Genomic DNA, 19,542 nt, shown 5'->3' with positions numbered 1-19,542 from the left:
CCAGCGCGGCTTCCGCCTTCTGGGTATTTTTTGGCTCCTTGGAGCCTTCGCCGAGGGGGAGGGGCGTGGGCTGAGGGCGGGGGTGGCCTTTGGGCTTTTGGCCGCTTCCTTGGCGGGGCGCCGTCCCCTTCTGGCCTTCGCTCTGACCGCTTTGCCCTACCTCCTCGCCGGGGGATGCTTGGTGATTTCCCGCCCAAAGGAGGAGGAACTTTATGGTAGGCTAAGCTTATGCACGAGGCCTTCCTGCTCCTCCACAGCCTGGTGCGCTGGCTGGTCCTGGCCTTTGGCCTTTGGGCGGTCTTCCGTCCCGAAGCACGGCCTGGGGCCTTTTTCGCCCACACCTTCACCCTGCAGGTGGTCTTAGGGGTGGTTCTGGCCTTCCTAAGCCCCTTGTTCCAAGGGGCCTTGGCCAACCTGGAGGCAGTGATGCAGACCGGGGGCGAGGCCCGCTTCTTCGTGGCCGAGCACTGGGTGGGGGGGCTCATCGCCTTAGGCCTGGCCCACGCGGGGCTTTCCCAGGCCCGGAGGGGAAAGCCCCGGGCCCGGCTCCTCTTCGCCCTGGCCCTGGCGCTCTTGCTCCTTTCCATCCCCTGGTTCCGGCCCCTTCTTAGGCTTTAGCCGAGGAGCTCGGCCACCGGGAGCGAAAAGGAGGGGAAGGCCGCGGGGGCCAGGTGGTTTCCTGGGGCCAGGGTCTGGACTTCCTGGTAACCTTCGGGGGAGGGAGAGCGAAAAACGTGAAGACGCTTGCCCTCCAGGTCCAGCACCCAGAGCTCAAGGACCCCGTGGCGCGCGTATAGGGGTGCCTTAACCCCCAGGTCGTAGGCCAAGGAGGCCTCCGCCACCTCCACCAGGAGGAGGACATCCTGGGGGCCGGGGTGCTCCTCCTGGTAAAGGTCAGGCCGGGTGCGCAAAAGGGCTAGGTCCGGTTGGGGCTCGCTGAAAGGGCTGAGGCGCACGGGGTCCTGTACGGCGATAAGGCAGGCCCCTTCCATCTCCAAGGGGGTGAACAGGCGGCGAAGGCGCCGCACCAGGGCGGCATGGCGGCTGCCGATGGGGCTCATCTCCCAAACCTCCCCTTCCAGAAGCTCCACCCGGTCGTCCTCTCCCAGGAGGCCGGCCTCGGCCATCCTGTGAAACTCCTCCACGGTAAACCGCTTGCGCACCGGGGTCATGGTCTCATCCTAAGGCGGGTGAACCTTGCCCTAAGTAGGCCACCGCCGCGTACCCCACCACGCGGCCCGTGTCCCCGGAGGCCTCGGCGCTGGTGGCGTAGGCCAAAAGCGTTGGCTTCCAACCCAAGGCCCTGGCCAGGGCGGTGAGGGTGGCCCAGGGAAGGTGGCCGCAGGCTTCCCCTTGGGCCACCCCTTCCACGTCCAGGGCCAGGGCCCTTTCCAGGGTCCTTTGGTCCCGCTTGCGGGCCACGGGGTCGGGGTGGTAGTGGGAGAGGTCGCTGGAGGCCAGCACCAGATCCCCCTCCCCAAGCTCCGGCAAGAGGGCCTCGGCCACCTCCTGGGGGTCCACCTCCCCGAAGAGGAGGGGCAGGATGGGCGTGCCCGGCAAGGCCACCTGGAGGAAGGGGAGGAGGACCTCGAGGCTATGTTCTTCCCGGAAGGGTTCCTCGTACACCAGAAAGGGGGGGCCCTTTTCCCCAAGCCTCCTTCCCCCTTCCAGGTCCACCGCCACCTCCCCTAAGGGGGTGGCCCAGGCGCGGTAGGGGTAGAAGGCCACGCCCAGGAAGGGCACGAAGTGGCTGGGCCCCAGGAGGAAAACCCTCCTGGCCCTTCCTCGCCAGGCGGAAAGGGCCTTGAAGCCCTCCGCCGCCACCTTTCCCGAGTAGAGGTAACCCGCATGGGGGGAAAGAAGCCCCCGCACCCTGGGGTCGGGGGAGGCCTGGGCCCCATGCAAAAGGCCCACCACCTCCTGCCTTAGGCGTTTGGCCTCCATGGGGTAAAAGTAGCCCGCCACCGCCGGCGGCCTTACCAGGTCCATACCCCGGGGATCCTCCTCCCGCACCCCGGGCAGACGCCTGGGGTGTCCCAAAGGGTTTCCACCCGGTAGCCCCGCCTGCGGATGAGGAGCCGGCCGCAGTCCGGGCAACGGGTGGAGCCCCTATCCTCGTCCAAGACGTTGCCCACGTACACGAACCTCAGGCCCTCTTCCTTGGCGATCTCGTAGGCCCGCACCAGGGTGGAGTGCCGGGTGGGCTTGAGGTCCAGCATGCGGTAGTCGGGGTGGGCGGCGGTGAGGTGCCAGGGGATCTCGGGGGAAAGCCCCTTGAGGAAGCGGGCCATGGCCCTTATCTCCTCGGGGGCGTCGTTGTAGCCCTCCAGGAGGAGGGTGGTCACCTCCACCCAGACCCCTTGGGCCACCAGGTGCTCGAGGCTCGCCAGCACCGGCTTCAGCCGGGCCCCGCAGACCTCCCGGTAGAAGGCCTCCGTGAAGCCCTTCAGGTCCACGTTGGCGGCATCCAGGTAAGGCCGTATATACGCCCAGGCCTCCTCCGTTTCAAAGCCGCTGGTGACGAAGACGTTTTTCATGCCCCGTTCCTTGGCGAGCCGCGCGGTGTCGTGGGCGTACTCAATCCAGACCGCGGGCTCGTTGTAGGTGTAGGCGATGAGGCGCACCCCCAAGGCCTCGGCCTCCTCCACAATGGCCCTCGGGGGCCAGTCCTCCCCGATGGGCCGGTCCAGGTGGCCTTCCGGCGTGACCTTGAACTCCCGGAACTGGGAGATCTGCCAGTTTTGGCAGAAGGCGCAGAAGAGGTTGCACCCCACGGTGCCCACCGAGAGGATCCCCTCCCCGGGGTGGAAGTGGTAAAGGGGCTTTTTCTCCACCGGGTCCAGGTGGACCGCGGCGGCTTTGCCGTAGGTCACCAAGTACAGCCTGCCCCCGAGGTTGCGCCTAACCCCGCACTTGCCCGCTTTTCCCTCGGGGACGGCGCAGTAGTGGGCGCAGGCCCGGCACTGCACGTACCCCTTGGGCAAGGGCCGGACCAGGTCGGCTTCCCTTAGGGTGGCGGTGAGGGTCATTTCATAGGGCCCACCTTCAGGATAGCACCCGCGGAGGGGGCCTTGCGTAGACTTTAGGCGTGGCCACCTTTCCCCCCGAAAGGGAAGAGGACTTTGCCCCCTTTGTGCCGGAGGAGATCCTCCGCCGGGGCCTGGCCTACTTCAAGGAGGGCCGGGTGCGCCGCCTTTTCCGGGTGGGGGAGAAGCTCCTTGGGGAGGTGCAGGGTTCCGAGCCCACCCCCTACCGGGTGGAGGTGGGGCCGGGGCTTGTGGGCCATTGCACCTGCCCCTACCCCGGTTTCCCCTGCAAGCACGCGGTGGCGCTTCTTTACGCCCACCTGGAGGGCAAGGCCCCGGACCTGGCGCCCCTGATTGAGGCCCTGACCCCTGAGGAGGCCAAAGGCCTCCTGAAAAGGCTTGCCCTTCTTCCCGAGGTGGGCCTTCTCCTGGCCGAGGCCCTGGCCCCGGGGGAGGCCTTCTTGGCGGGGGTGCGGGCCCTGCGCCAGGCCTTCCGCCTGGGGGAGGGGGAGGAGGAGGCGAGGAGGCTTCTTTTGCGCCTGGACCGGGCGGGGAGGAAGGAGGTGGAGGCCTTTTTGGAGGCCCTGCCCCTGGCCCCCTTTGACCCTGAGCCCTACCTGCGGGCGGCTTTGGCGCGCTACCTGGAGCTTTCCCCCCGGCTTTCCTTCCTCCTTTCCCTCCACCGGCGCCACCCCTCGGAGGGGGTGCGGGAGGCCTTTTTGCGGAGGGCTTTGGAGGAGCCGGAAAGGGCCCTAGGCCTCCTTCAGGGGAGGGAGGTCCGGGGGCTTAGGGCGGAACTCCTCTTCCGATTGGGGCGGGTGGAGGAGGCCCTTGGGGTTTTGCGGGAGGGCCTCGAGGGGGTGGAGGACTACCTCCACCTGGTGGAGCGGTTCCTGGCCCTGGGCCGGGTGGAGGAGGCCCTTAAGTACGCGGAGGAGGCCCGGGACTGGTTCGGCAAGGACCCCAGGCTCCTTCCCCTCTTGGACCTCCTGGTGGCCCACCGGGGGCGCCCGGAGGACCACCGGGCCCGCTTTGCCGTGAGGCCGAACCTGGAGGACTACCTGGCCCTCAAGGCCAAGCTGGGCCGGGCCTTTGCCGAGGAGCGCCAAGCCCTCCTGCGCCAGGTGAAGGACCCGGCCCTTCTCGCCCGCATCCACCTCCTGGAGGAGGATTGGAAGGCCCTGGACCGCCTCCTCAAGGGCGCCCCGCCCGAGGCCTACCCCCGCTTGGCGGAGGCGCTGGAGGAGAGGCTTCCCGAGGAGGCGGGAAGGCTTTACCAGGAGGCGGCCAGGCTGGCGGCCGAGAAGGGGACCCGCAAGGCCTACCGGGAGGCGGCAAGCCTCCTCCTGCGCCTTGCCCGCTTGGACCCCAAGGCGGCCAAGGGGGCGGCTTTAGCCCTGGTCCTGGCCTACCCCAGGCGGCCCGCCCTAAGGGAGGAACTCGCCCCCTTACTGGACTAAGGAGCCATGGGGAAAATCCCTCTGGGAGGAGAGGGCCTAAAGCCTACCTCTTTTCCTCGGGCAGGATGCGGAAGGGCTCCTCTTGTCGGCCGGGAAGCCCTCTATAGGGTTCCCCGCCCCGCTTGAGGGGTAGCCCACCGCCACAACAGCCCACCAACAGGGAGCGTCTTTGGTGATACACGGCCGTGTAGGTATAGCCATTTTTGCATCGTGTCCAGCATATTTGCTCCCGTTCCTGTTCCACGAAGTGCCCGGAGAAGGGGGGCAGAGCCAATATGCACCAAAAGCTAAAGGAACAGTACTCAAAGCCCGTATTTCTCCAGAGGGTGTATCGGCACTCGCTGTGCACTATCTCGTCGCACTCCCTTGCCAAGATGGGCAAGAACCAGGAGGGAGGGGCGGATGGGGCGGGTCCGCTGAACATAGCCTGGCCCGATTGACAACCCGGGAGGCTTGCCGCATAGTAGGCATTGCGGCCATACCTTGGAGGGTTGGCCGAGCGGTTGAAGGCGGCGGTCTTGAAAACCGCTGTGGGCCTCAGGCCCACCGGGGGTTCGAATCCCTCACCCTCCGCCAGAAAGCTTGGAGAGGTGGCCGAGTGGTCGAAGGCGGCACCCTGCTAAGGTGTTGTACCGGGAAAACCGGTACCGCGGGTTCGAATCCCGCCCTCTCCGCCAAAAAGCCCGGTCCCTGACCGGGCTAAACTTTTGGCCATGTGGCCCCTGCCCCCTCTAAAGCCTTGCCGCTTCCTCAAGAGGCGCAACCGCTTCCTGGTGGAGGCGGACGTGGGACCCCTGCACCTCCCCAACTCGGGGCGGATGGGGGAGCTTCTCCTCCCCGGGACTCCCTGCTGGTACCATCCCAGGCCCACCCCCAAGACGGTGGGCCGGATGATCCTGGTGGAAAGCCAAGGGGTCTTGGTGGGGGTGGATGCCTCCTTGGCCAACCGCCTCCTCGAGGTGCTCATAAGGGAAGGGTTTTTCGGCCCCCTCGGCCCAGGCCCTGGGAACCTGAGGAGGGAGGTGCCTCTCAGGGGGGAAAGGCTGGACTTCTGGGCCCGGATCGGGGGGAAGGAAGCCTTCTTGGAGGCCAAGAACTGCAACCGGGTGGAGGAGGGCTTGGCCCTGTTCCCCGATGCCCCCACCCCTCGAGGGGCCAGGCACCTCAGGCTCCTGGCGGCTTTTGCCCGGGATGGGGGGCTGGCCTATGCCGTCTGGATGGTCCAGCATCCCTTGGCCCAGGCCTTCGCCCTGGATCCGGAGGACCGGCTCCTGCACCGGGCAGCCCGGGAAGCCAAGGAGGCGGGGGTGAGGTTGCTCGCCTTCCGGATCCGCCCCACCTTGGAAGCCCTGTACCTGGATGGGGAGCTTCCCTGGGTCTTCTTACCCCCCAAGGAGAATCTGGAAGGCCACCATCAGGGCCACGGCTAGGGTGAGCACCGTGGCCACCCCTTCCGCCTTGGCCTCCCTTAGGGCCTCGGGAAGGATCTCCGCCGCCACCATCCAGATCATGGCCCCGGCGGCGAAGCCCAGACCCACGGGGAGGGCGGGTTTGAACACCTCCACGAAGAGGAAGGCGGGCACGGCCATGAGGGGCTGGGGTAGGCTGGAGAAAACGCTCCACAGGGCAGCGCTTAGGACGCCGACGCCCCGGGGAATCAGAACCAGGCTGATGGCCAAGCCCTCGGGGATGTTGTGCACGGCGATGGCCAGGGTGATGAAAACCCCTAACGCCTCCCCGCCCCCGAAGGCCACCCCTACCCCCACCCCCTCGGCAAAGGAGTGTAGGGTCATGATCCCCACGATCATGAGGGCTTTCCGGGCGTCCAGGCCGTTTAGGGTACCGAAGCTCACCTCCCGGCCGTGGAGGAAGCGGTGGGAAAGTTGGATGAAAACAAGGCCCAGGACCACCCCCAAAAGGGTGCGGCCCAGGTGGTAGTGCACCCCCTCGTAGATGAGGCCAAAGCTGGCCGAGAGCATCAGGCCAGCGGCCGCGGCGTTGGCCAGGCCCAGGTGGTGGGCCAGGATGTGCCGGGTAAAGAGGAAGGGAATGGCCCCCAGACCGGTGGCGATGGCGGTGAGGAGGGCGTATAGGAAAACGCTCCAGGGGGAGATGGATGAGGGTTCCATAGCCTCAAGCTTAATGCAAGTGATTATTGTTAGCAAGAAGCCAGTCCCGAACCGCCTGGGCCACCGCCTCCCGGTCCCGGTCCAGAAGAAGGTCGTGGCCGCTTTCCGGGAAGACCAGGTACGCCTTCCGCGAGCTTCCCAAAAGGGCGTAGTAGCCCCGCACCCCCGCAGCATGCACCACCTTGTCCCGGCCCGCCTCCACCACCAGGGCCTTGGCCTCTACCCTGGGCAGGACCTCTGGGGTGCGGCGCATCAGGGCCAGAAGCTGGGGCAAAGCCCGGGTGGGGAAGTAGGGGTAGTTGGGGTTGGATCTTTTGCGCTCGGGGTCCTGGATGGAATCGGGGCCGGGGAAGCGGGGAATGAGCCAGGCGAAGAGGGGGGCCAGGGGGGCCAGGGGGGCAAGGGGATGCTTGAGGGCTAGGGCTGGGGCCAGGGCCACCAGGGCCTGGGTGGGGGTTTCCGCCGCCAGGTGGGCGGCCAGGAGGGCGCCCATGGAAAGCCCCACCACCCCTCGAGGCTCGGGCAGCTCCCGGTAAGCGGCCCGGGCTGTTTCCAGCCAGTCCTGCCAGCGCACCTTGAGGAGGTCCTCCGGTCGCGTGCCGTGGCCGGGAAGGGCCGGCTGGCTCACCTGAAACCCCGCCTCCCGCAACACCTGGGGCAAGGGACCCAGGGTGAGGACGGGATGGGAGGTAAACCCGTGAAGTAAAAGGAGGTTCATGCCCCCAGCTTACGCAAAGGTGTTTGCCCCTGGGGCAGAGCCCCAGGATACCCCGCCTGGACGCTGGGGAGGGGGCATGGTAAAACGGGGAGGAATGCTGGGTGAAGCCTCAGGTCAGCTTGGTCAGCCGCAGGGCTATCTTGAAGGTAACCTTGCGGAGTTTCCCTTTGTGGCCCTGGTGGGGGCTTTGATGAGCACCGGGCGCACGGGAAGGCTTTGGGTCCGCTCCTCCTACCTGGAGGGGGAGGTTTTTTTGCGGGGGGGCCAGGTGGTCCACGCCCGGGTTTGGTCTGGGGAGAAGGGCCTGGAGGGAGAGGAGGCCCTGGACCTGCTTTCCGGCCTCAAGCGGGCGCCTTATCGCTTTGAGCCCGAGGCGTTGCCACCCCACACCACCTTGCTGGGGGGGCTTGCGGTGCCCGCCCGCCTGAGCGAGGCCCAAGCCGTGTGGCAGGGGCTTTCCCTGCCCTCCGACTGGGGGTACGTCTTGCGCCTGCCCGCCCAGGGAGGCCAGGTGGAGCTTGGCCCCGAGGCCTTGCGGGTCCTGGCCCAGGTGGAGGGGAAGCGCATCGTGGAGGTGCTCCTGGCCCCCGGGGTCTTGCGCCTGGCCCGCATCCTGCACACCCTGCTGCAGATGGGGGCCCTCGAGGCGGTGCCCTTGGTGGAGGTGCCGCCCACTTCCCTTTTGGTCCTCCCCATCTACGGCCCCGGGTCCGGGGTGGCCTATGTGGACGAGGCCCTTTTCGCCGAGTGGGCCCGGGCCATCCGCCATGGCTTCCGCCTTCGCCTAAGGCGCCTCGAGGCCGTGATGGAGGTGCGGCCTAGGCCCAACATCCCTGGGCGGCTTGGCCTTTTGGAGGAGGATCTTAGGCGCCTCCGCCTCAGGCGGGGGGATAAGGTGGAGGTGGTGCCGGAGGTGTAGCCATGGATATTCTGGCCCTGAACGACTTTCTCAACCGGATCGTATACGGCTTTCCCATGAAGTTGGTCTTCCTCCTGGTGGGGGCTTATTTGGTTATTTTCCAAATCCGTTGGTTCAGCGCCCCCCTCAGGATGATGCGGGTTTCCTTCAGCGAGACCTTTGGGGCCATCCGCGAGCGCGCTTACGGCTTCGGCGGGCAGATCACCCCCTTCCAGGCCACCATGGTGGCCCTCTCCGCCACGGTGGGCGCCGGGCACCTTTTGGGCATGCTGGCGGCGGTGCTCACGGGGGGGCCTGGGGCGGTTTTTTGGATGTGGGTGGGCTACTTCTTTGGCACCGGCACCAAGTTTGCCGAGGCCACCCTGGCGGTGCACTACCGCCTCCGCTTCGCCGATGGCTCGGTTTCGGGCGGGCCCATGTACTACCTGTACCGGGGTCTTCCCCGGCTCCGCTTTCTGGCCTATTTCTTCGCCTTCTTCGCCGCGGTGGCCGCCTTTGGCATCGGCAACCTCTCCCAGGCCGGGGCGGTGGGGGGTGCCCTGGCCCCTTTGGGGGCACCGCCCGCCTTGGTGGGCCTTTTCCTGGCCCTCCTGGTGGGGGTGGTGCTGGGTGGGGGCATCCTGTGGGTGGCCCGTTTCGCCCAGGTGGTGGTGCCCCTGAAGCTCCTCCTTTTCCTGGTGGCGGTGGTTCCCCTTCTTCTGGTTTACGGGGGCCAGATCCCCGAGGCCTTGGCCCTGGTCTTCCGGGCGGCCTTCAGCCCGGAGGCGGCCTTGGGGGGCGTGGCGGGTTATGGCCTCTTCGCCGCCATCAACGCGGGGCTTGGCCGGGGCATCTTCGCCAACGAGGCGGGCTTGGGCTCTGCCCCCATCGCCCACGCCCAGGCCCAGGTGGACCATCCCGTGCGCCAGGGCTTCTGGGGGGTCACGGAGATGTTCGTGAGCTTCCTGGTGACCAGCCTCACCGCCCTCACCTTCATCGCCTCGGGCCTTTGGCGAGGGGCGGGGAGTGCGGCCGAGGCCGCGGGCGCCCTCTTCCAGGCCCACCCCTTGGGCGGGCTCATCCTGGCCCTCACCGTGGCGGTCTTCGCCCTGGGCACCATGGTCTCCTGGGGGTTTTACGGGGAGGAGGCGGCGGCCTTCCTCTTCGGGGAGGGGATTCGTTGGCCCTACCGCCTCACCTTCGCGGTCTTGGCCTTTGTGGGGCCCTTGGGGGGCCTCGAGGCCTTCTTGGCCATCTCCGACACCCTGAACGGCCTCATGGCCATACCGAACCTCCTGGGCCTCATCCTCCTGGGGCCGGTGGTGGCCCGGTTGGTCTACGGCTTCTTCCGGGGGGAGCCCTGGATACCGCCCCGCTGACCTAAGAACCCCGTTGTGGCTTGGGCCACGACGGGGCCCCGGAAAAGCCCTGGAATGCCCTCACTTTCCCGCCCAGGGGTCGGGGGCAAAGCCCCTTTCTTGCGGCAAACCCCACTTGGAGGAGTTCTTGCGGGGCTAGCTTCGCCTCAACGGAATAGGGCCCGGATGGCTTTTTCCAGCTCCTCCCCCGTCTTGCGGTCCAGGGTGAGCTTCACCTTCAGGGCCACCCTGAGGGCTTCCTCCTCCAGGGCCTCTCGGCTCTGGCACCCCTCCAGGCGGGCCACAAAGGGCTCGGCCTTGGGGCCAAGCCGGGTTTTGAGGAGGCCCACCAGCTTCTGGCAAAGCTCTGTGGCCCCCTCCACGGGCAGGATCAGGCCCCGCTTGAGAAGGGAAGCCAGGAGGACGTAGGCCTCCTCCCCCAGGCCGCTTTCCCGCACCACCTCCTCCTCGGTGCGCCGACCGTCGCAGAGGGTATAGACCCGCCACTCCTCGGGGGTGGGCTTCCAGTCGGTTTCCGGGGGATTGGGGTTGCGGCGGAAGACCATGGCTACAAGGAGGCCACGATGGCGTCCACCAGGCGCAGCACCATGTAGACGAAAACCGCCCCCAGGAGGAGGATCAGGGAGAGGAGGAGGAGAAGGAGGCTACTGGGCTCGCTCCAGGTGAGGACCAGGACCACCAGGTACGCCACGGCGAAGAAGACGATGAGCCCCAGCATCTGCCCGCCCCTTTCCCCCATGACCCCTCCGGGGATGGCCCGCTTAAGCCGAAAGCCGTAAAGGACGTTGTAGACCATGACCAAAAGGCCTAGGAGTAGCAGGAGTTTTTCCATGGCCCCATTCTAGCCGTTCCATTCCCGGATAGGTATAAGCTCTCCCCCCTCAACGTTTTTGCGCACCGGGCGGTAGCCGCGGTCAAACCAGATCTCCAAGACCGCCCGGTCCAGGCTCCTTGGGGCCACGATCTCCTTGCGGACGTAATAGCCCCCCTCATGCGGGCTTATTTCCATGCTCTTGGAGAGCCGGAGCTCCACCACCTCCCCGCTTTTCGTGCGCACCCGGACCCGGAAGGCCAAGGGGCCCTCGGGCTTCACGTGGGGGTCTTTGCGGAGGAACCACACCCTAGGCCTCCTTTAGATCCGCCACCTGGGCCCCCGTGAGGGCCAGGAGCTCCCTGGGGGTCAGGGAGAAGAGGGCCTTGGGCGTACCCCCTGCGGCCCAGACCCGGGGGTAGGCCAGAAGGTCCTGATCCAAAAAGGCGGGAAGCGGGGTGTCGTGCCCCACGGGGGGCACCCCGCCGATGGCGTAACCCGTCAGGGCGCGCACCTCCTCGGGGGTGGCCCTTCGCAGGGCTTCGCCCGTGACCTTTTGGGCCTTGGAGGGGTCCAGGCGGTTCCTGCCGCTCACCAGGAAGAGGTAGGCCCCTCCCTCCCCCACGAAGACCAGGCTCTTCACGATCTGCCCCACCTCGGCCCCCACCGCCTCCGCCGCCTCCCTTGCGGTGCGGGTGGAGGTGGGAAGCTCCACCACCCTTAGGTGGCCAAAGCCCTTGGCCTCCAAGGCCCTTTGCACCTTTTTGGCCGAGGGGGAGAGGCTCATAGGGCGTAGAGGAGTTCGGCCAGGAGGGCCACCCGCCTGGGGATCTCCGAGACCACCACGTACTCAGTCTTCTGGTGGGCATCGCCCCCGTAAAGGCCAAGGCCATCCAGGGTGGGCACCCCCAGGGCGGCGGTGAAGTTCCCGTCCGAGCCCCCGCCCACCCGGCCGGGGCGCAAGGAGAGGCCCAGGGCCTCCCCGATGGCCCGGGCCTTTTCAAAAAGGGCCAGGCTTTGCGTGGTGGGCTCCATGGGGGGGCGGTTCAGGCCTCCGGAAAGCTCCAGCCGGGCCCCAGGGAGGATGGGGGTGAGGCGCTTAAGGCCTTCCTCCACCCGCCGGGCCTCCTCCAGGCTCCAGGCCCTCAGGTCAATTTCCACCCAGGCCTCCTCCGCCACCACGTTGCTCGCCGTGCCCCCCGCCACCACGTTGGGGCCCAGGGTGGTTCCCCTTTCCCGGTCCTCCAGGGCCGCCACCCTCACGATCTGGTGGGCGAGTTCCAGGATGGCGTTTACCCCCTTTTCCGGCTCCACCCCTTGGTGGGCGGCCTTGCCCAGGGCCTTAAGGCGGTAGAGCCCCACCCCTTTTCGGGCCACCTTCAGGTCGCCTTCCGCCGTGGGGGGCTCGAGGACCAAGACGGCCCGGGCCTTCCTGGCGGCGGCTTCGATGAGGGGCCGGCTTTCCTGGGAGCCGATCTCCTCGTCAGGGGTAAAGAGGATTTCCAAGGCGGGGAGCTTTCTCCCCGTGGCCTCCGCGTGGCGGAGAGCGTAGAGTAGGGCGATAATCCCCCCTTTCATGTCGTAGACCCCTGGTCCTGCCGCCCGGTCCCTTTCCAGGCGGAAGGGTTCGGGGAAGCTTCCCTGGGGGTGGACGGTGTCGTAGTGGCAGAGGATGAGGACCGGGCTTCCTTCCCCTTCCCGCTTCAAAAGGAGGATGGGGCCCAGGGGGGTGTCCTTACGGGAAAGCCGCCCTTGAAGGGGCCCGAAGGCTTCCTCCAAAAAGGCTGCCGCCTCCTGAAGGCCCTTTAGGTGCCTGGAGGGGGATTCCCGGCGCACAAAGGCCTCGAGGTCCTTTAAAAACTCGGGTAGCTTTGCCTGCATCCAGGCTAGGGTCTCCATGGGTCCATTATGGCCCAAGCTCCACGGGGCTTTGGGCCTCTTGGCAAGGGGGCCTCCCCGTGGTATAAAGGAAGGGTATGCCCTTCGGGGCCGGTTCACACGGAAGCGGGGAGTGAGGCTTCTCCCCCTCCTTTTCGTGTGGACGCGCGCAAGATGCGCCCGCCTTCCCTGGAAGGCGCGTAAGGAGGAAAGAGGCGGCATGGAAGAAAAGGCGACCCAGGTCAGCGAAGCCAACTTGACCCCAGGCCAGGCCTTCAGCATGGAGGAGGCCCTGCAGGAGACGGAGGCCCGCTTGGAAAAGCGCGTGCGCCCCGGCCAGATCCTGACGGGCAAGGTGGTCCTGGTGGGCTCGGAGGGTGTGGCGGTAGATATCGGCGCCAAGACGGAAGGCACCATTCCTTTCAACGAGCTTACGAAAAAGCCCCTTCCCGAAGAGGAGCTACGGGCCCTTTTGAAGCCTGGTGACCAGGTGCGGGTCCAGGTGATCAAGGTGGACCCGGAAACGGGCCAGGTTGTCCTCTCCCGCAAGCGGGTGGAGGCCACGGAGCACTGGGACCGCATCCGGGAGCTTTACGAGAAGGGCGAGCCGGTGACCGTCACCGTCAAGGAGAAGGTCAAGGGCGGCGTGATTGCCGACCTGGAGGGCGTATCCGCCTTTATCCCCGCTTCGCAGCTGGACCTCAAGCGCATCCCCAACCTGGATGCCTACGTGGGCCAGCAGATCCTGGCGAAGATCATTGAGTTCAATCGCAAAAAGGAGAGGGTTCTCCTCTCCCGTCGGGCGGTGTTGGAGGAGGAGCAGAAGCGGGCCAAGGAGGCCTTTTTCCAGAGCCTTGAGCCCGGGCAGGTGGTGGAGGGCACGGTGGTGGACGTCACCGACTTCGGGGCCTTTGTGAACCTGGGTCCGGTGGACGGCCTGGTGTACCGCTCCGAGATCACCTGGGGCCGGTTCCATCACCCCAAGGAGGTGATCCATAAGGGGCAGAAGGTGCGGGCCCAGGTGGTTTCCGTGGACCCCGCCAAGGAGCGGGTGAACCTGTCCATCAAGGCCCTCATCCCCGATCCCTGGCTCACGGTGGCCGAGAAGTACCCGGTGGGAAGCCGCGTCCGGGGTAAGGTGGTGGGCCTCACCCAGTTCGGGGCCTTCGTGGAGGTGGAGCCTGGCCTCGAGGGGCTCATCCACATCTCCGAGCTTTCCTGGACCAAGCGCCCCAAGCACCCCTCCGAGGTGGTGAAGGAGGGCGACGAGGTGGAGGCGGTGGTCCTGCGGCTGGACCCCGCCGAGCGCCGCCTCTCCTTGGGCCTTAAGCAGACCCAGCCCGATCCCTGGCAGCTCCTCACGGAAAAGTACCCCCCGGGCACCGTGGTCAAGGGCAAGATCACCGGCATCACCGACTTCGGGGTCTTCGTGGAGCTGGAGCCGGGCATGGAGGGGCTGGTCCACATTTCCGAGCTGGACCACGGGCGCATTGAGAACCCCGCCGCCCTCTTCAAGAAGGGGGAGGAGATGGAGGTGGTGGTCCTCAACATCGACCCCGTGGAGCAAAGGATCTCCCTTTCCCGCAAGCGCCTGCTGCCCCCTCCGCCCCCCAAGGCCGAGGAGGAGCGTCCCCGCCGGGCCAAGGGCAAGGAGGCCCGGGGCAAGCGGAAACCTGCCCCGCGCCGGGAGGAGCGCCGGGAGTACGAGTACGGGGCGGTGGCCGAGTACAACCTCTACGACGCCTCCGCCATCCCCACGGCCAGCGCCAGCGTGAAGCTGGGCGATCTCTACGGCGACCTCCTGGCGAGCCTGGGCCTCGAGGAGGAGAAGTCCTCCTAAGCCCCAAAAAGGCTTGGGGCCCCGCCCGATGGCGGGGCCCCTTCTTTTTGCCCCCCAGGCCTGGGGGGCATGAGGGCTTTACTGGAGGGCCTTTTCCTTCTCCTTGCCGTAGAAGATGCGCAGCAGGGTGTAGGAAACCAGGTAGGTGAGCAGGGGGCCTCCCAGGACCAGGGTCCAGAGCACGGCGTTGTTGCCCAGGATGGAGCCTTGTTGCTGGAAGTCGATCTTGTACCCCGCCAGGGAGCTCATGAGGAAGAAGACCAAAAGGGCCAGGATGACGCTGGTGCGCACCGGGTGCTCCGAGGGGAGCTCCATGTAGCGCATCTTGTCCTTGCGCACATCCACGAAGGGCAGGAGGAGGCCCACCAGGCCCAGGATGCCGGGGATGATCGCCCCTCCGATGAACTCCGGCCCGATGGTGGCCCCGAAGAGGTGGAACTCCCAGGTGGAGGGGATGAGCTGCAGGATGCCGTAGATCCAGAGGAAGTACCAGTCGGGCTTGACCGCGGGGGTGTTGGGGGTGGGCGGCCCGAAGGCCTCGATGGGGTGGGCCAGGAAAGCCCCGGCGATCAGGGTCATGATGCCCACATAAAGGGCGAAGAGGATGCCCATCATCACCATCTGCTGGGGGTACATGGGCACGCCCAGGATCTTCCCCGGGGCCACCCGCTCCGCGTAGCGGGGCTGGGTGTGCTTCTGCTTCATCATGATGGCCAGGTGGCCCCCGATGAGGGCCATGAGGAGGAGGGGGAGCCAGAGGACGTGCAGGCTAAAAAGCCGGGGGATGGACTTGGTTGAGCCCGGGAACTCTCCCCCGAACATCACCTCCGCTATGGCCCCGCCCACCCAGGGTATGGAGGCGGCGATCCCGTAGCCGATGCGGGTGGCGGTGACGGCATAGTTGTCGTAGGGCAGGGCGTAGCCGGTGAAGGCGGTGACCACCGCCAGGCCCAAAAGGGCCAGGCCCACCAGGTAGTTGAGCTCCCGGGGCTTCTTGTAGGTCCCCGTGAGCAGGATGCGCAGCATGTGCAAGAAGGCGGCGGCGATCATCACGTGGGCCGACCAGTGGTGGAGGCTACGGATCACCGCCCCGAAGGGCAGGCTATCGATATAGAGGACGCTGGCGTAGGCGGCGGGCACCGTGCGGCCATCCGGGAGCTTCACCTCCCGGATGGAGGGCTCAAAGTTCAGGGTGAGGAAGACCCCGGTGAGGACCAGGACGAGGAAGGCAAAGAGGGTGATCTCTCCCAGGAAGAAGGAGTGGTGTACGGGAAAGGCCTTGCGCAGGACCTTCTGGTAAAGGCTGGTGAGGTCCAAGCGTTCGTCAAGCCACTTGTACATGCTCTCCTCCTAGACGTGACGGCAGAAGCCCGCTTCCGCCTTCACCCCCACCTCGCCCAAGAACTCCCCTGCGGCCACCAGGAGGCCGCCTTCCACCTTGAGGGGAAGCTGGGGCACGGGCCTGGGCGGGGGGCCGGAGATGACCTTGGCCCCTTGGGCGAAGTCAAAAGTCCCCCCGTGGCAGGGGCAAAGGCCCGCCTTCTTGTCCGCCACCCACTGGCTTATGATGCACCCCAGGTGGGTACAGACGGCCGAGAAGGCCACGATGCCTTCCACTCCGTGCTGGGCCACCTCTGGGGCAAGCTCTTCGGGCCTATAGCGCACCACCAAGACGGTGTTCTTGGCCTCCCCGCTTTTCACCACCTTGCTCTTGGGGTCCATGGGGTAGGCCAGGAGGAAGGGGTCCCCGGGCTTGAGCTCCTCCGGACGTATGGGCTTGGGCTCCCCCCCGCCTTGGGCGTAGACCAGGATGTCCCCGGGCTTCAAGGGCTCTTTCTCCGGGGTGACCTCGGCCTTGGGACGCAGGCTGGCCCCCACGTAGAAGGCGGAAACCAGGGAAAGGCCGATTCCGGTGCCGATGGCGGTCTTCAGGAAAAGCCGCCTACGGGACTTTTGCAAGCGGATCTCGCGTTCGTCCATGCTTCACCCCTTACCAAGGGAAGTGGCTCTTTTCCTCCTCGGTGACCACCTCGTCCCGGCCGAAGAACTTCTTGTAGATGCCCAAAAGGGCCGCCACCACCAGGCTGATGCCCCCGAAGACGGCGCCTTGGAGCCAGGTGGGGTTGTGCCCGGTCTGGGCCGAGTAGAGGATGAGGCGGACGAAGAAGCCGGAAAGGGCGGTGAGGAGGAGGACCAGGATGACCCCCGCGGCCACGGGGGCGGTGGAGGGGGTGGGGAAGTGGCGGCCGGGGCGGAGCTCTACCCCTTCCAGCCAGTAGGACACCAGGCCGATCAGGCCGTAAAGGAGGAGGACGGCGCCGAAGGCCATCAGGCCGATCTGGCCCACGGAGAGCTCCTCCGGGGTGTGGCCCAGGAGGCGGGCGATGTGGAGCCCATCCAGGTAGGCCAGGTAGAAGAGGCCCGCGGCGAAGATGAGGGCAAAGGTGGGGACGATGGGGTCGTTACGGTACATGCCACCCTCCTACTCCACCGGGCCGAAGCTATTCCCAAAGCTGTTGCGGATGTAGGTGGCCACGGCCTTGAGCTCCTCGTCCGAGAAGGCGGCGCCCACGGCGGGCATGGCTCCCCGCCCGTTCTTGACGACGTTCAGGATCATCTGGGCGTCTTTCAGGTTGGCGTTGCCCGCCAGGGCCGGCATAACCGGGGGCATCCCCTGGCCGTTCGCCCCGTGGCAGGCGGCGCAGTTGGCCTCAAAGAGGGACTTGCCCTTCTCCATGAGGGCCGGGTCCACCCCCGCCGCGGCGCCTCCCTGCGCGGGGGCGTGGGATTCCTGGGCAGGGGGGGCCACCTCAGCCACGATCCTCTCGGCGGCCGGGCTCAAGGCGAAGTAGGCCCAGATCCCGCCCAGCACGATCACCGAGGCCACCGCGTACCAGATGGGGTTGAAGCGCACCGGCTCCACCGGGAGCTCGGGTTCCCCCACGGCCAGCCGGAGCTCGAGGTTCCCCGCCACCTCGCCCCCCTCGTCTAGGCCCAGGACCATCACGTCGGGGTAGTTGTTGACGGTGAAGGGGATCTCCTTGATCTCCTTACCTCCCCCACGGAAGTGGGTCACCACCCGCAGGACATGCTCCCCATCCGGGATCTTTCGGGTGTCCAGATTCAGCCGGTAGGGGGGTTCCCTCAGAACCGCCAGGGGTTCGCTGGCCCCGTCCAGGTACACCTCAATCCGGTCTACGACCATTCTGCCTCCCTTTGTGAAGGGGGTGTACAAACCCCCACCTCACTACTATAAGTGAGGCCCGGCAAGGACAGATGTCCCCGCTTATGGAAGGGGGGTTAGGAGGCGAGGAGGGTTTGGAGGCGGGAGAGGCTTTGCCGCACCCCTTGGCTGCCCCCACCCACCTCCAGGGTTGCGGTGGCGGGAAAGTCCCTGAGCCGGGGGGCCAGCCTTTCCCAGGGCACCCCGCCTGCGCCCACGGGCAGGTGGTCATCCCTGCGGGCGTGGTTGTCGTGGAGGTGGAGGTGGAGGATCCGGCCTTCCAAGGCCTCCCAGTAGAGGAGGGGGCCCAGGGAGCCCAGTTCCACCAGGGCATGGCCCACATCCAGGCAGAACCCGTACTGGGGGAAACGGTCCAGGAGGGCCTTGAGCTCCTCCGGGCCCCGGAGGAGGTCCTCCTCGGAGAGGGCCAGGTTTTCCAGGGCCACGGGGAAAGGGAGGGGAAGGAGGGCGGAGAGGGTCTTTTCCAGGGCCTCCCGGGCCAGGCTTAGGGCCATGGGGTGGCGCACGGGCACCTGGCCGGTGTGGAGCACGCCCACCTTGGCCCCCAGGGCCTCGCCAAACTCCAGGGCCCGCTTAAGGCGCTCCTCGGCCAGGGCGCGGACGCTGGGGATGAGGCTGGCGGGGTTCATCTCCACGAAGGGCAGGTGCAGGGTGAACCCCACCCCTAAGGCCTCCCCCGTGGCCCGCAGGGCCTTGGGGTCGGGAAGGGGTAGGACCTCGTGCAGGTCGTAGGGGACCTCGAGGTCTAGCCCCAGCTCCGCCGCCAGGCGGAAGGCTTCCTCGTAACCCATCTCCGCATTAAAAGGGCTAAAGCCTAGGCGCATCCCTGCCATTTTAGGGTCTTTATGGAGGAGCCAACCCCCTGTTGCGCCCCTTACACTCCCCGACGCGGCTTGGATAAGGGGCTTCTCGGGTCCCCGGCCAGGGTGGGGTGGTCTTACCGGAGGGCCTCCGCCTTCCTCTGGGCCTCCTCCAGGGCCCGCTGGGGGGGTACGCCGCCCTTTAGCGCCTTCTCCAGGGCCTCGGCCAGGACGCTGGCCCAGGCGGAGAACTGGGGATGGCGGGGGCGCTCCTGGGCGTAGGCGATCTGCTCAAAGGCCACCTTGCGGAAGGGGTTTTCCCGGTAGAAGCCCTCCAGGAGGGGAATGGCCGACTTGCGCACGGGCACGTAGTAGCTGGCCTCCACCCAGCGGGCCACGTTCTGGGGTTCCATCAGGTACTTCCAAAACTCCAAAGCCCCCCGCACCTGGGCTTCCGTGGCCCCCTTGAGGACCACCAGCTGGGCTCCCCCCATGGGCACCCTGCCCCCCGGTTCCCGGGGCACCGGGGCCACCCCCAGGGTGAAGGCGAAGGAGAAGTTCTCCGCGGCGGGCCAGTTGGCGATGGAGGCCATGACCATCATCCCCTTGGTGCGCACGAAGTCCAGCTGGGCGAAGGTGGCCTCAGCCATGCTCCTTGCGGAGAGGGCCCCCGCCTTGTTCAGGCGCCAGAGCATCTCCAGGGCCTCCAGGGCCTCTTTGGAGGTGAAGTTGGGCCTTCCCTCCTTCACCAGGCTTCCACCCCGGCTGGTCACCATGGCCTCAAAAAGCCAGGCCTGGGGGTCGGTGACGAAGATGAAGCCCTTGGCCTGACGGGAGGTGAGGGCCCTGGCCACCTCCTCAAACTCCCTCCAGTTCCTTGGGGCCTTCAGCCCTTTGGCCCGGAGGGCGTCCAGATTGTAGAAGAGAACGGGGGTGGAGGTGTTCAGGGGAAGACCGTAACGCTTGCCCTCCATGACCCCGTAGTTCCAGGCGGGTTCAAAGAGGTCTTCCAGGAAGGCCCGCTCCAGGCTCAGGTGGGCATCCAGGGCCAAGGCCCGGCCCTCCCCCACCAGCCGGGGGAAGAAGGAGATTTCTGCCTGGAAGAGGACGGGCTGAGCCCCGGTGCGCAGGGCGGCCACCAGCTTGGTTTCCGCATCCCGGTAGTCCCCTACGTACTGGGGCGACACCCGGTACTGGGACTGCTTGCCGTTGAACTCCTGGGCGAAGGCGGAAAGGAGCCTGCCCGCGGGGCCATCCATGGAATGCCAAAAGGAGACCTCCACCTGGGCCAGGCCGGGAAGGAGGAGGAAGACCAGGGCGAGGAGCTTTTTCATGGAAGGGATTTTACCATCCCCCCTG

The 19,542-nt window shown here is 66.8% G+C and carries 22 protein-coding genes and 2 tRNA genes; 8 read left to right on the top strand and 16 right to left on the bottom strand.

Annotated features, from left to right (window positions below):
• The first annotated feature begins 228 nt into the window (after positions 1–228).
• Entirely contained in the window at positions 229–618 is a 390-nt protein-coding gene (locus tag BS74_RS10520; RefSeq protein ID WP_038058519.1) for a hypothetical protein, read from the top strand.
• On the opposite strand, the gene BS74_RS10515 is transcribed toward BS74_RS10520, so the two are convergent.
• From BS74_RS10515 to amrS, 3 genes are read right to left on the bottom strand one after another with little or no spacing between them, the layout of a single operon-like run.
• Positions 615–1,172 carry a Uma2 family endonuclease gene (locus tag BS74_RS10515; protein WP_038058516.1) on the bottom strand — a complete coding sequence of 186 codons (558 nt, stop codon included), beginning with the start codon at positions 1,170–1,172 and terminating at the stop codon, positions 615–617. The two genes, BS74_RS10520 and BS74_RS10515, sit on opposite strands and share 4 nt — an antisense overlap.
• Before the next feature lie 4 nt (positions 1,173–1,176).
• Positions 1,177–1,989, bottom strand: a complete 813-nt coding sequence (gene amrB / locus BS74_RS10510) for an AmmeMemoRadiSam system protein B (protein ID WP_038058512.1) — start codon at positions 1,987–1,989, stop codon at positions 1,177–1,179.
• On the bottom strand, positions 1,977–3,029 hold the full coding sequence (gene amrS, locus BS74_RS10505) for an AmmeMemoRadiSam system radical SAM enzyme (protein WP_038058509.1): 1,053 nt from the start codon (positions 3,027–3,029) through the stop codon (positions 1,977–1,979). The genes amrB and amrS overlap by 13 nt, the downstream gene beginning before the upstream one ends.
• Before the next feature lie 59 nt (positions 3,030–3,088).
• On the opposite strand from amrS, the gene BS74_RS10500 reads away from it, so the two are divergent.
• The 4 genes from BS74_RS10500 to BS74_RS10485 all read left to right on the top strand — a co-directional run bounded on the left by BS74_RS10500 (position 3,089) and on the right by BS74_RS10485 (position 5,916).
• Positions 3,089–4,486, top strand: a complete 1,398-nt coding sequence (locus BS74_RS10500; protein ID WP_038058506.1) for an SWIM zinc finger family protein — start codon at positions 3,089–3,091, stop codon at positions 4,484–4,486.
• Between the two features lie 485 nt (positions 4,487–4,971).
• Positions 4,972–5,062 (top strand) — tRNA-Ser (locus tag BS74_RS10495).
• 8 nt (positions 5,063–5,070) lie between these two features.
• Positions 5,071–5,163: transfer RNA gene (locus BS74_RS10490), tRNA-Ser, on the top strand.
• Between the two features lie 36 nt (positions 5,164–5,199).
• Positions 5,200–5,916, top strand: a complete 717-nt coding sequence (locus BS74_RS10485; RefSeq protein WP_051946856.1) for a DNA/RNA nuclease SfsA — start codon at positions 5,200–5,202, stop codon at positions 5,914–5,916.
• Here BS74_RS10485 and BS74_RS10480 read toward each other — a convergent pair.
• Together BS74_RS10480 and BS74_RS10475 are read right to left on the bottom strand one after the other, a co-directional pair.
• Positions 5,869–6,615, bottom strand: coding sequence for a ZIP family metal transporter (locus BS74_RS10480; RefSeq protein WP_038058503.1), 747 nt, complete (start codon positions 6,613–6,615; stop codon positions 5,869–5,871). The two genes, BS74_RS10485 and BS74_RS10480, sit on opposite strands and share 48 nt — an antisense overlap.
• A gap of 10 nt (positions 6,616–6,625) precedes the next feature.
• Positions 6,626–7,333 (bottom strand): alpha/beta hydrolase, encoded by a 708-nt coding sequence (locus BS74_RS10475; RefSeq protein ID WP_038058501.1) that lies wholly within the window; start codon positions 7,331–7,333, stop codon positions 6,626–6,628.
• Between the two features lie 94 nt (positions 7,334–7,427).
• On the opposite strand from BS74_RS10475, the gene BS74_RS10470 reads away from it, so the two are divergent.
• Together BS74_RS10470 and BS74_RS10465 are read left to right on the top strand one after the other, a co-directional pair.
• Complete coding sequence (locus tag BS74_RS10470; RefSeq protein WP_051946853.1) at positions 7,428–8,252, top strand: DUF4388 domain-containing protein; 825 nt, start codon at positions 7,428–7,430, stop codon at positions 8,250–8,252.
• A 2-nt stretch (positions 8,253–8,254) separates the two neighbouring features.
• Complete coding sequence (locus BS74_RS10465) at positions 8,255–9,610, top strand: alanine/glycine:cation symporter family protein (protein ID WP_038058500.1); 1,356 nt, start codon at positions 8,255–8,257, stop codon at positions 9,608–9,610.
• 146 nt (positions 9,611–9,756) lie between these two features.
• Here BS74_RS10465 and BS74_RS10460 read toward each other — a convergent pair whose 3' ends face one another.
• The 5 genes from BS74_RS10460 to BS74_RS10440 are packed head-to-tail and all read right to left on the bottom strand — an operon-like array spanning position 9,757 to position 12,320.
• The gene (locus tag BS74_RS10460) at positions 9,757–10,155 is read right to left on the bottom strand and encodes a hypothetical protein (RefSeq protein WP_038058498.1); all 399 of its coding nucleotides are present in this window, start codon (positions 10,153–10,155) and stop codon (positions 9,757–9,759) included.
• A 2-nt stretch (positions 10,156–10,157) separates the two neighbouring features.
• A complete protein-coding gene (locus BS74_RS10455; RefSeq protein ID WP_038058491.1) occupies positions 10,158–10,442 on the bottom strand; it encodes a hypothetical protein in 285 nt (94 codons plus the stop codon).
• Between the two features lie 9 nt (positions 10,443–10,451).
• On the bottom strand, positions 10,452–10,730 hold the full coding sequence (locus tag BS74_RS10450) for a hypothetical protein (RefSeq protein WP_038058490.1): 279 nt from the start codon (positions 10,728–10,730) through the stop codon (positions 10,452–10,454).
• 1 nt (position 10,731) lies between these two features.
• The gene (locus BS74_RS10445; RefSeq protein WP_038058489.1) at positions 10,732–11,208 is read right to left on the bottom strand and encodes a YbaK/EbsC family protein; all 477 of its coding nucleotides are present in this window, start codon (positions 11,206–11,208) and stop codon (positions 10,732–10,734) included.
• Positions 11,205–12,320, bottom strand: a complete 1,116-nt coding sequence (locus tag BS74_RS10440) for a M20 family metallopeptidase (RefSeq protein ID WP_038058488.1) — start codon at positions 12,318–12,320, stop codon at positions 11,205–11,207. The genes BS74_RS10445 and BS74_RS10440 overlap by 4 nt, the downstream gene beginning before the upstream one ends.
• 199 nt (positions 12,321–12,519) lie before the next feature.
• On the opposite strand from BS74_RS10440, the gene BS74_RS10435 reads away from it, so the two are divergent.
• Positions 12,520–14,139: a 30S ribosomal protein S1 gene (locus BS74_RS10435; RefSeq protein ID WP_038058487.1), complete on the top strand. Its 1,620-nt coding sequence runs from the start codon at positions 12,520–12,522 to the stop codon at positions 14,137–14,139.
• Between the two features lie 78 nt (positions 14,140–14,217).
• On the opposite strand, the gene BS74_RS10430 is transcribed toward BS74_RS10435, so the two are convergent.
• From BS74_RS10430 to BS74_RS10405, 6 genes are all read right to left on the bottom strand, one after another.
• A complete protein-coding gene (locus BS74_RS10430; protein ID WP_038058486.1) occupies positions 14,218–15,480 on the bottom strand; it encodes a cytochrome b in 1,263 nt (420 codons plus the stop codon).
• Between the two features lie 9 nt (positions 15,481–15,489).
• Positions 15,490–16,119, bottom strand: a complete 630-nt coding sequence (locus BS74_RS10425) for a QcrA and Rieske domain-containing protein (RefSeq protein ID WP_038058484.1) — start codon at positions 16,117–16,119, stop codon at positions 15,490–15,492.
• A gap of 10 nt (positions 16,120–16,129) precedes the next feature.
• Positions 16,130–16,612 carry a hypothetical protein gene (locus BS74_RS10420; protein WP_038058483.1) on the bottom strand — a complete coding sequence of 161 codons (483 nt, stop codon included), beginning with the start codon at positions 16,610–16,612 and terminating at the stop codon, positions 16,130–16,132.
• A gap of 9 nt (positions 16,613–16,621) precedes the next feature.
• Positions 16,622–17,344 (bottom strand): c-type cytochrome, encoded by a 723-nt coding sequence (locus tag BS74_RS10415; RefSeq protein WP_038058481.1) that lies wholly within the window; start codon positions 17,342–17,344, stop codon positions 16,622–16,624.
• Between the two features lie 95 nt (positions 17,345–17,439).
• The gene (locus tag BS74_RS10410; protein WP_038058480.1) at positions 17,440–18,207 is read right to left on the bottom strand and encodes a sugar phosphate isomerase/epimerase family protein; all 768 of its coding nucleotides are present in this window, start codon (positions 18,205–18,207) and stop codon (positions 17,440–17,442) included.
• Positions 18,208–18,320: 113 nt separating this feature from the next.
• Positions 18,321–19,517, bottom strand: coding sequence for an ABC transporter substrate-binding protein (locus tag BS74_RS10405; protein WP_038058478.1), 1,197 nt, complete (start codon positions 19,515–19,517; stop codon positions 18,321–18,323).
• Positions 19,518–19,542: the final 25 nt, after the last annotated feature.

The sequence above is a fragment of the Thermus amyloliquefaciens genome (assembly GCF_000744885.1).
Classification (GTDB): Bacteria; Deinococcota; Deinococci; order Deinococcales; family Thermaceae; genus Thermus; species Thermus amyloliquefaciens.
This window is presented reverse-complemented; position numbering and strand designations above follow the sequence as displayed.

Bases quoted from the DNA above. Each gene is read 5' to 3' on its own strand.
- BS74_RS10520 (WP_038058519.1), top strand. From the start codon at position 229: ATGCACGAGGCCTTCCTGCTCCTCCACAGCCTGGTGCGCTGGCTGGTC.
- BS74_RS10515 (WP_038058516.1), bottom strand. From the start codon at position 1,172: ATGACCCCGGTGCGCAAGCGGTTTACCGTGGAGGAGTTTCACAGGATG.
- amrB (WP_038058512.1), bottom strand. From the start codon at position 1,989: ATGGACCTGGTAAGGCCGCCGGCGGTGGCGGGCTACTTTTACCCCATG.
- amrS (WP_038058509.1), bottom strand. From the start codon at position 3,029: ATGACCCTCACCGCCACCCTAAGGGAAGCCGACCTGGTCCGGCCCTTG.
- BS74_RS10485 (WP_051946856.1), top strand. From the start codon at position 5,200: ATGTGGCCCCTGCCCCCTCTAAAGCCTTGCCGCTTCCTCAAGAGGCGC.
- BS74_RS10480 (WP_038058503.1), bottom strand. From the start codon at position 6,615: ATGGAACCCTCATCCATCTCCCCCTGGAGCGTTTTCCTATACGCCCTC.
- BS74_RS10475 (WP_038058501.1), bottom strand. From the start codon at position 7,333: ATGAACCTCCTTTTACTTCACGGGTTTACCTCCCATCCCGTCCTCACC.
- BS74_RS10470 (WP_051946853.1), top strand. From the start codon at position 7,428: ATGCTGGGTGAAGCCTCAGGTCAGCTTGGTCAGCCGCAGGGCTATCTT.
- BS74_RS10465 (WP_038058500.1), top strand. From the start codon at position 8,255: ATGGATATTCTGGCCCTGAACGACTTTCTCAACCGGATCGTATACGGC.
- BS74_RS10460 (WP_038058498.1), bottom strand. From the start codon at position 10,155: ATGGTCTTCCGCCGCAACCCCAATCCCCCGGAAACCGACTGGAAGCCC.
- BS74_RS10455 (WP_038058491.1), bottom strand. From the start codon at position 10,442: ATGGAAAAACTCCTGCTACTCCTAGGCCTTTTGGTCATGGTCTACAAC.
- BS74_RS10445 (WP_038058489.1), bottom strand. From the start codon at position 11,208: ATGAGCCTCTCCCCCTCGGCCAAAAAGGTGCAAAGGGCCTTGGAGGCC.
- BS74_RS10440 (WP_038058488.1), bottom strand. From the start codon at position 12,320: ATGGAGACCCTAGCCTGGATGCAGGCAAAGCTACCCGAGTTTTTAAAG.
- BS74_RS10435 (WP_038058487.1), top strand. From the start codon at position 12,520: ATGGAAGAAAAGGCGACCCAGGTCAGCGAAGCCAACTTGACCCCAGGC.
- BS74_RS10430 (WP_038058486.1), bottom strand. From the start codon at position 15,480: ATGTACAAGTGGCTTGACGAACGCTTGGACCTCACCAGCCTTTACCAG.
- BS74_RS10425 (WP_038058484.1), bottom strand. From the start codon at position 16,119: ATGGACGAACGCGAGATCCGCTTGCAAAAGTCCCGTAGGCGGCTTTTC.
- BS74_RS10420 (WP_038058483.1), bottom strand. From the start codon at position 16,612: ATGTACCGTAACGACCCCATCGTCCCCACCTTTGCCCTCATCTTCGCC.
- BS74_RS10415 (WP_038058481.1), bottom strand. From the start codon at position 17,344: ATGGTCGTAGACCGGATTGAGGTGTACCTGGACGGGGCCAGCGAACCC.
- BS74_RS10410 (WP_038058480.1), bottom strand. From the start codon at position 18,207: ATGCGCCTAGGCTTTAGCCCTTTTAATGCGGAGATGGGTTACGAGGAA.
- BS74_RS10405 (WP_038058478.1), bottom strand. From the start codon at position 19,517: ATGAAAAAGCTCCTCGCCCTGGTCTTCCTCCTCCTTCCCGGCCTGGCC.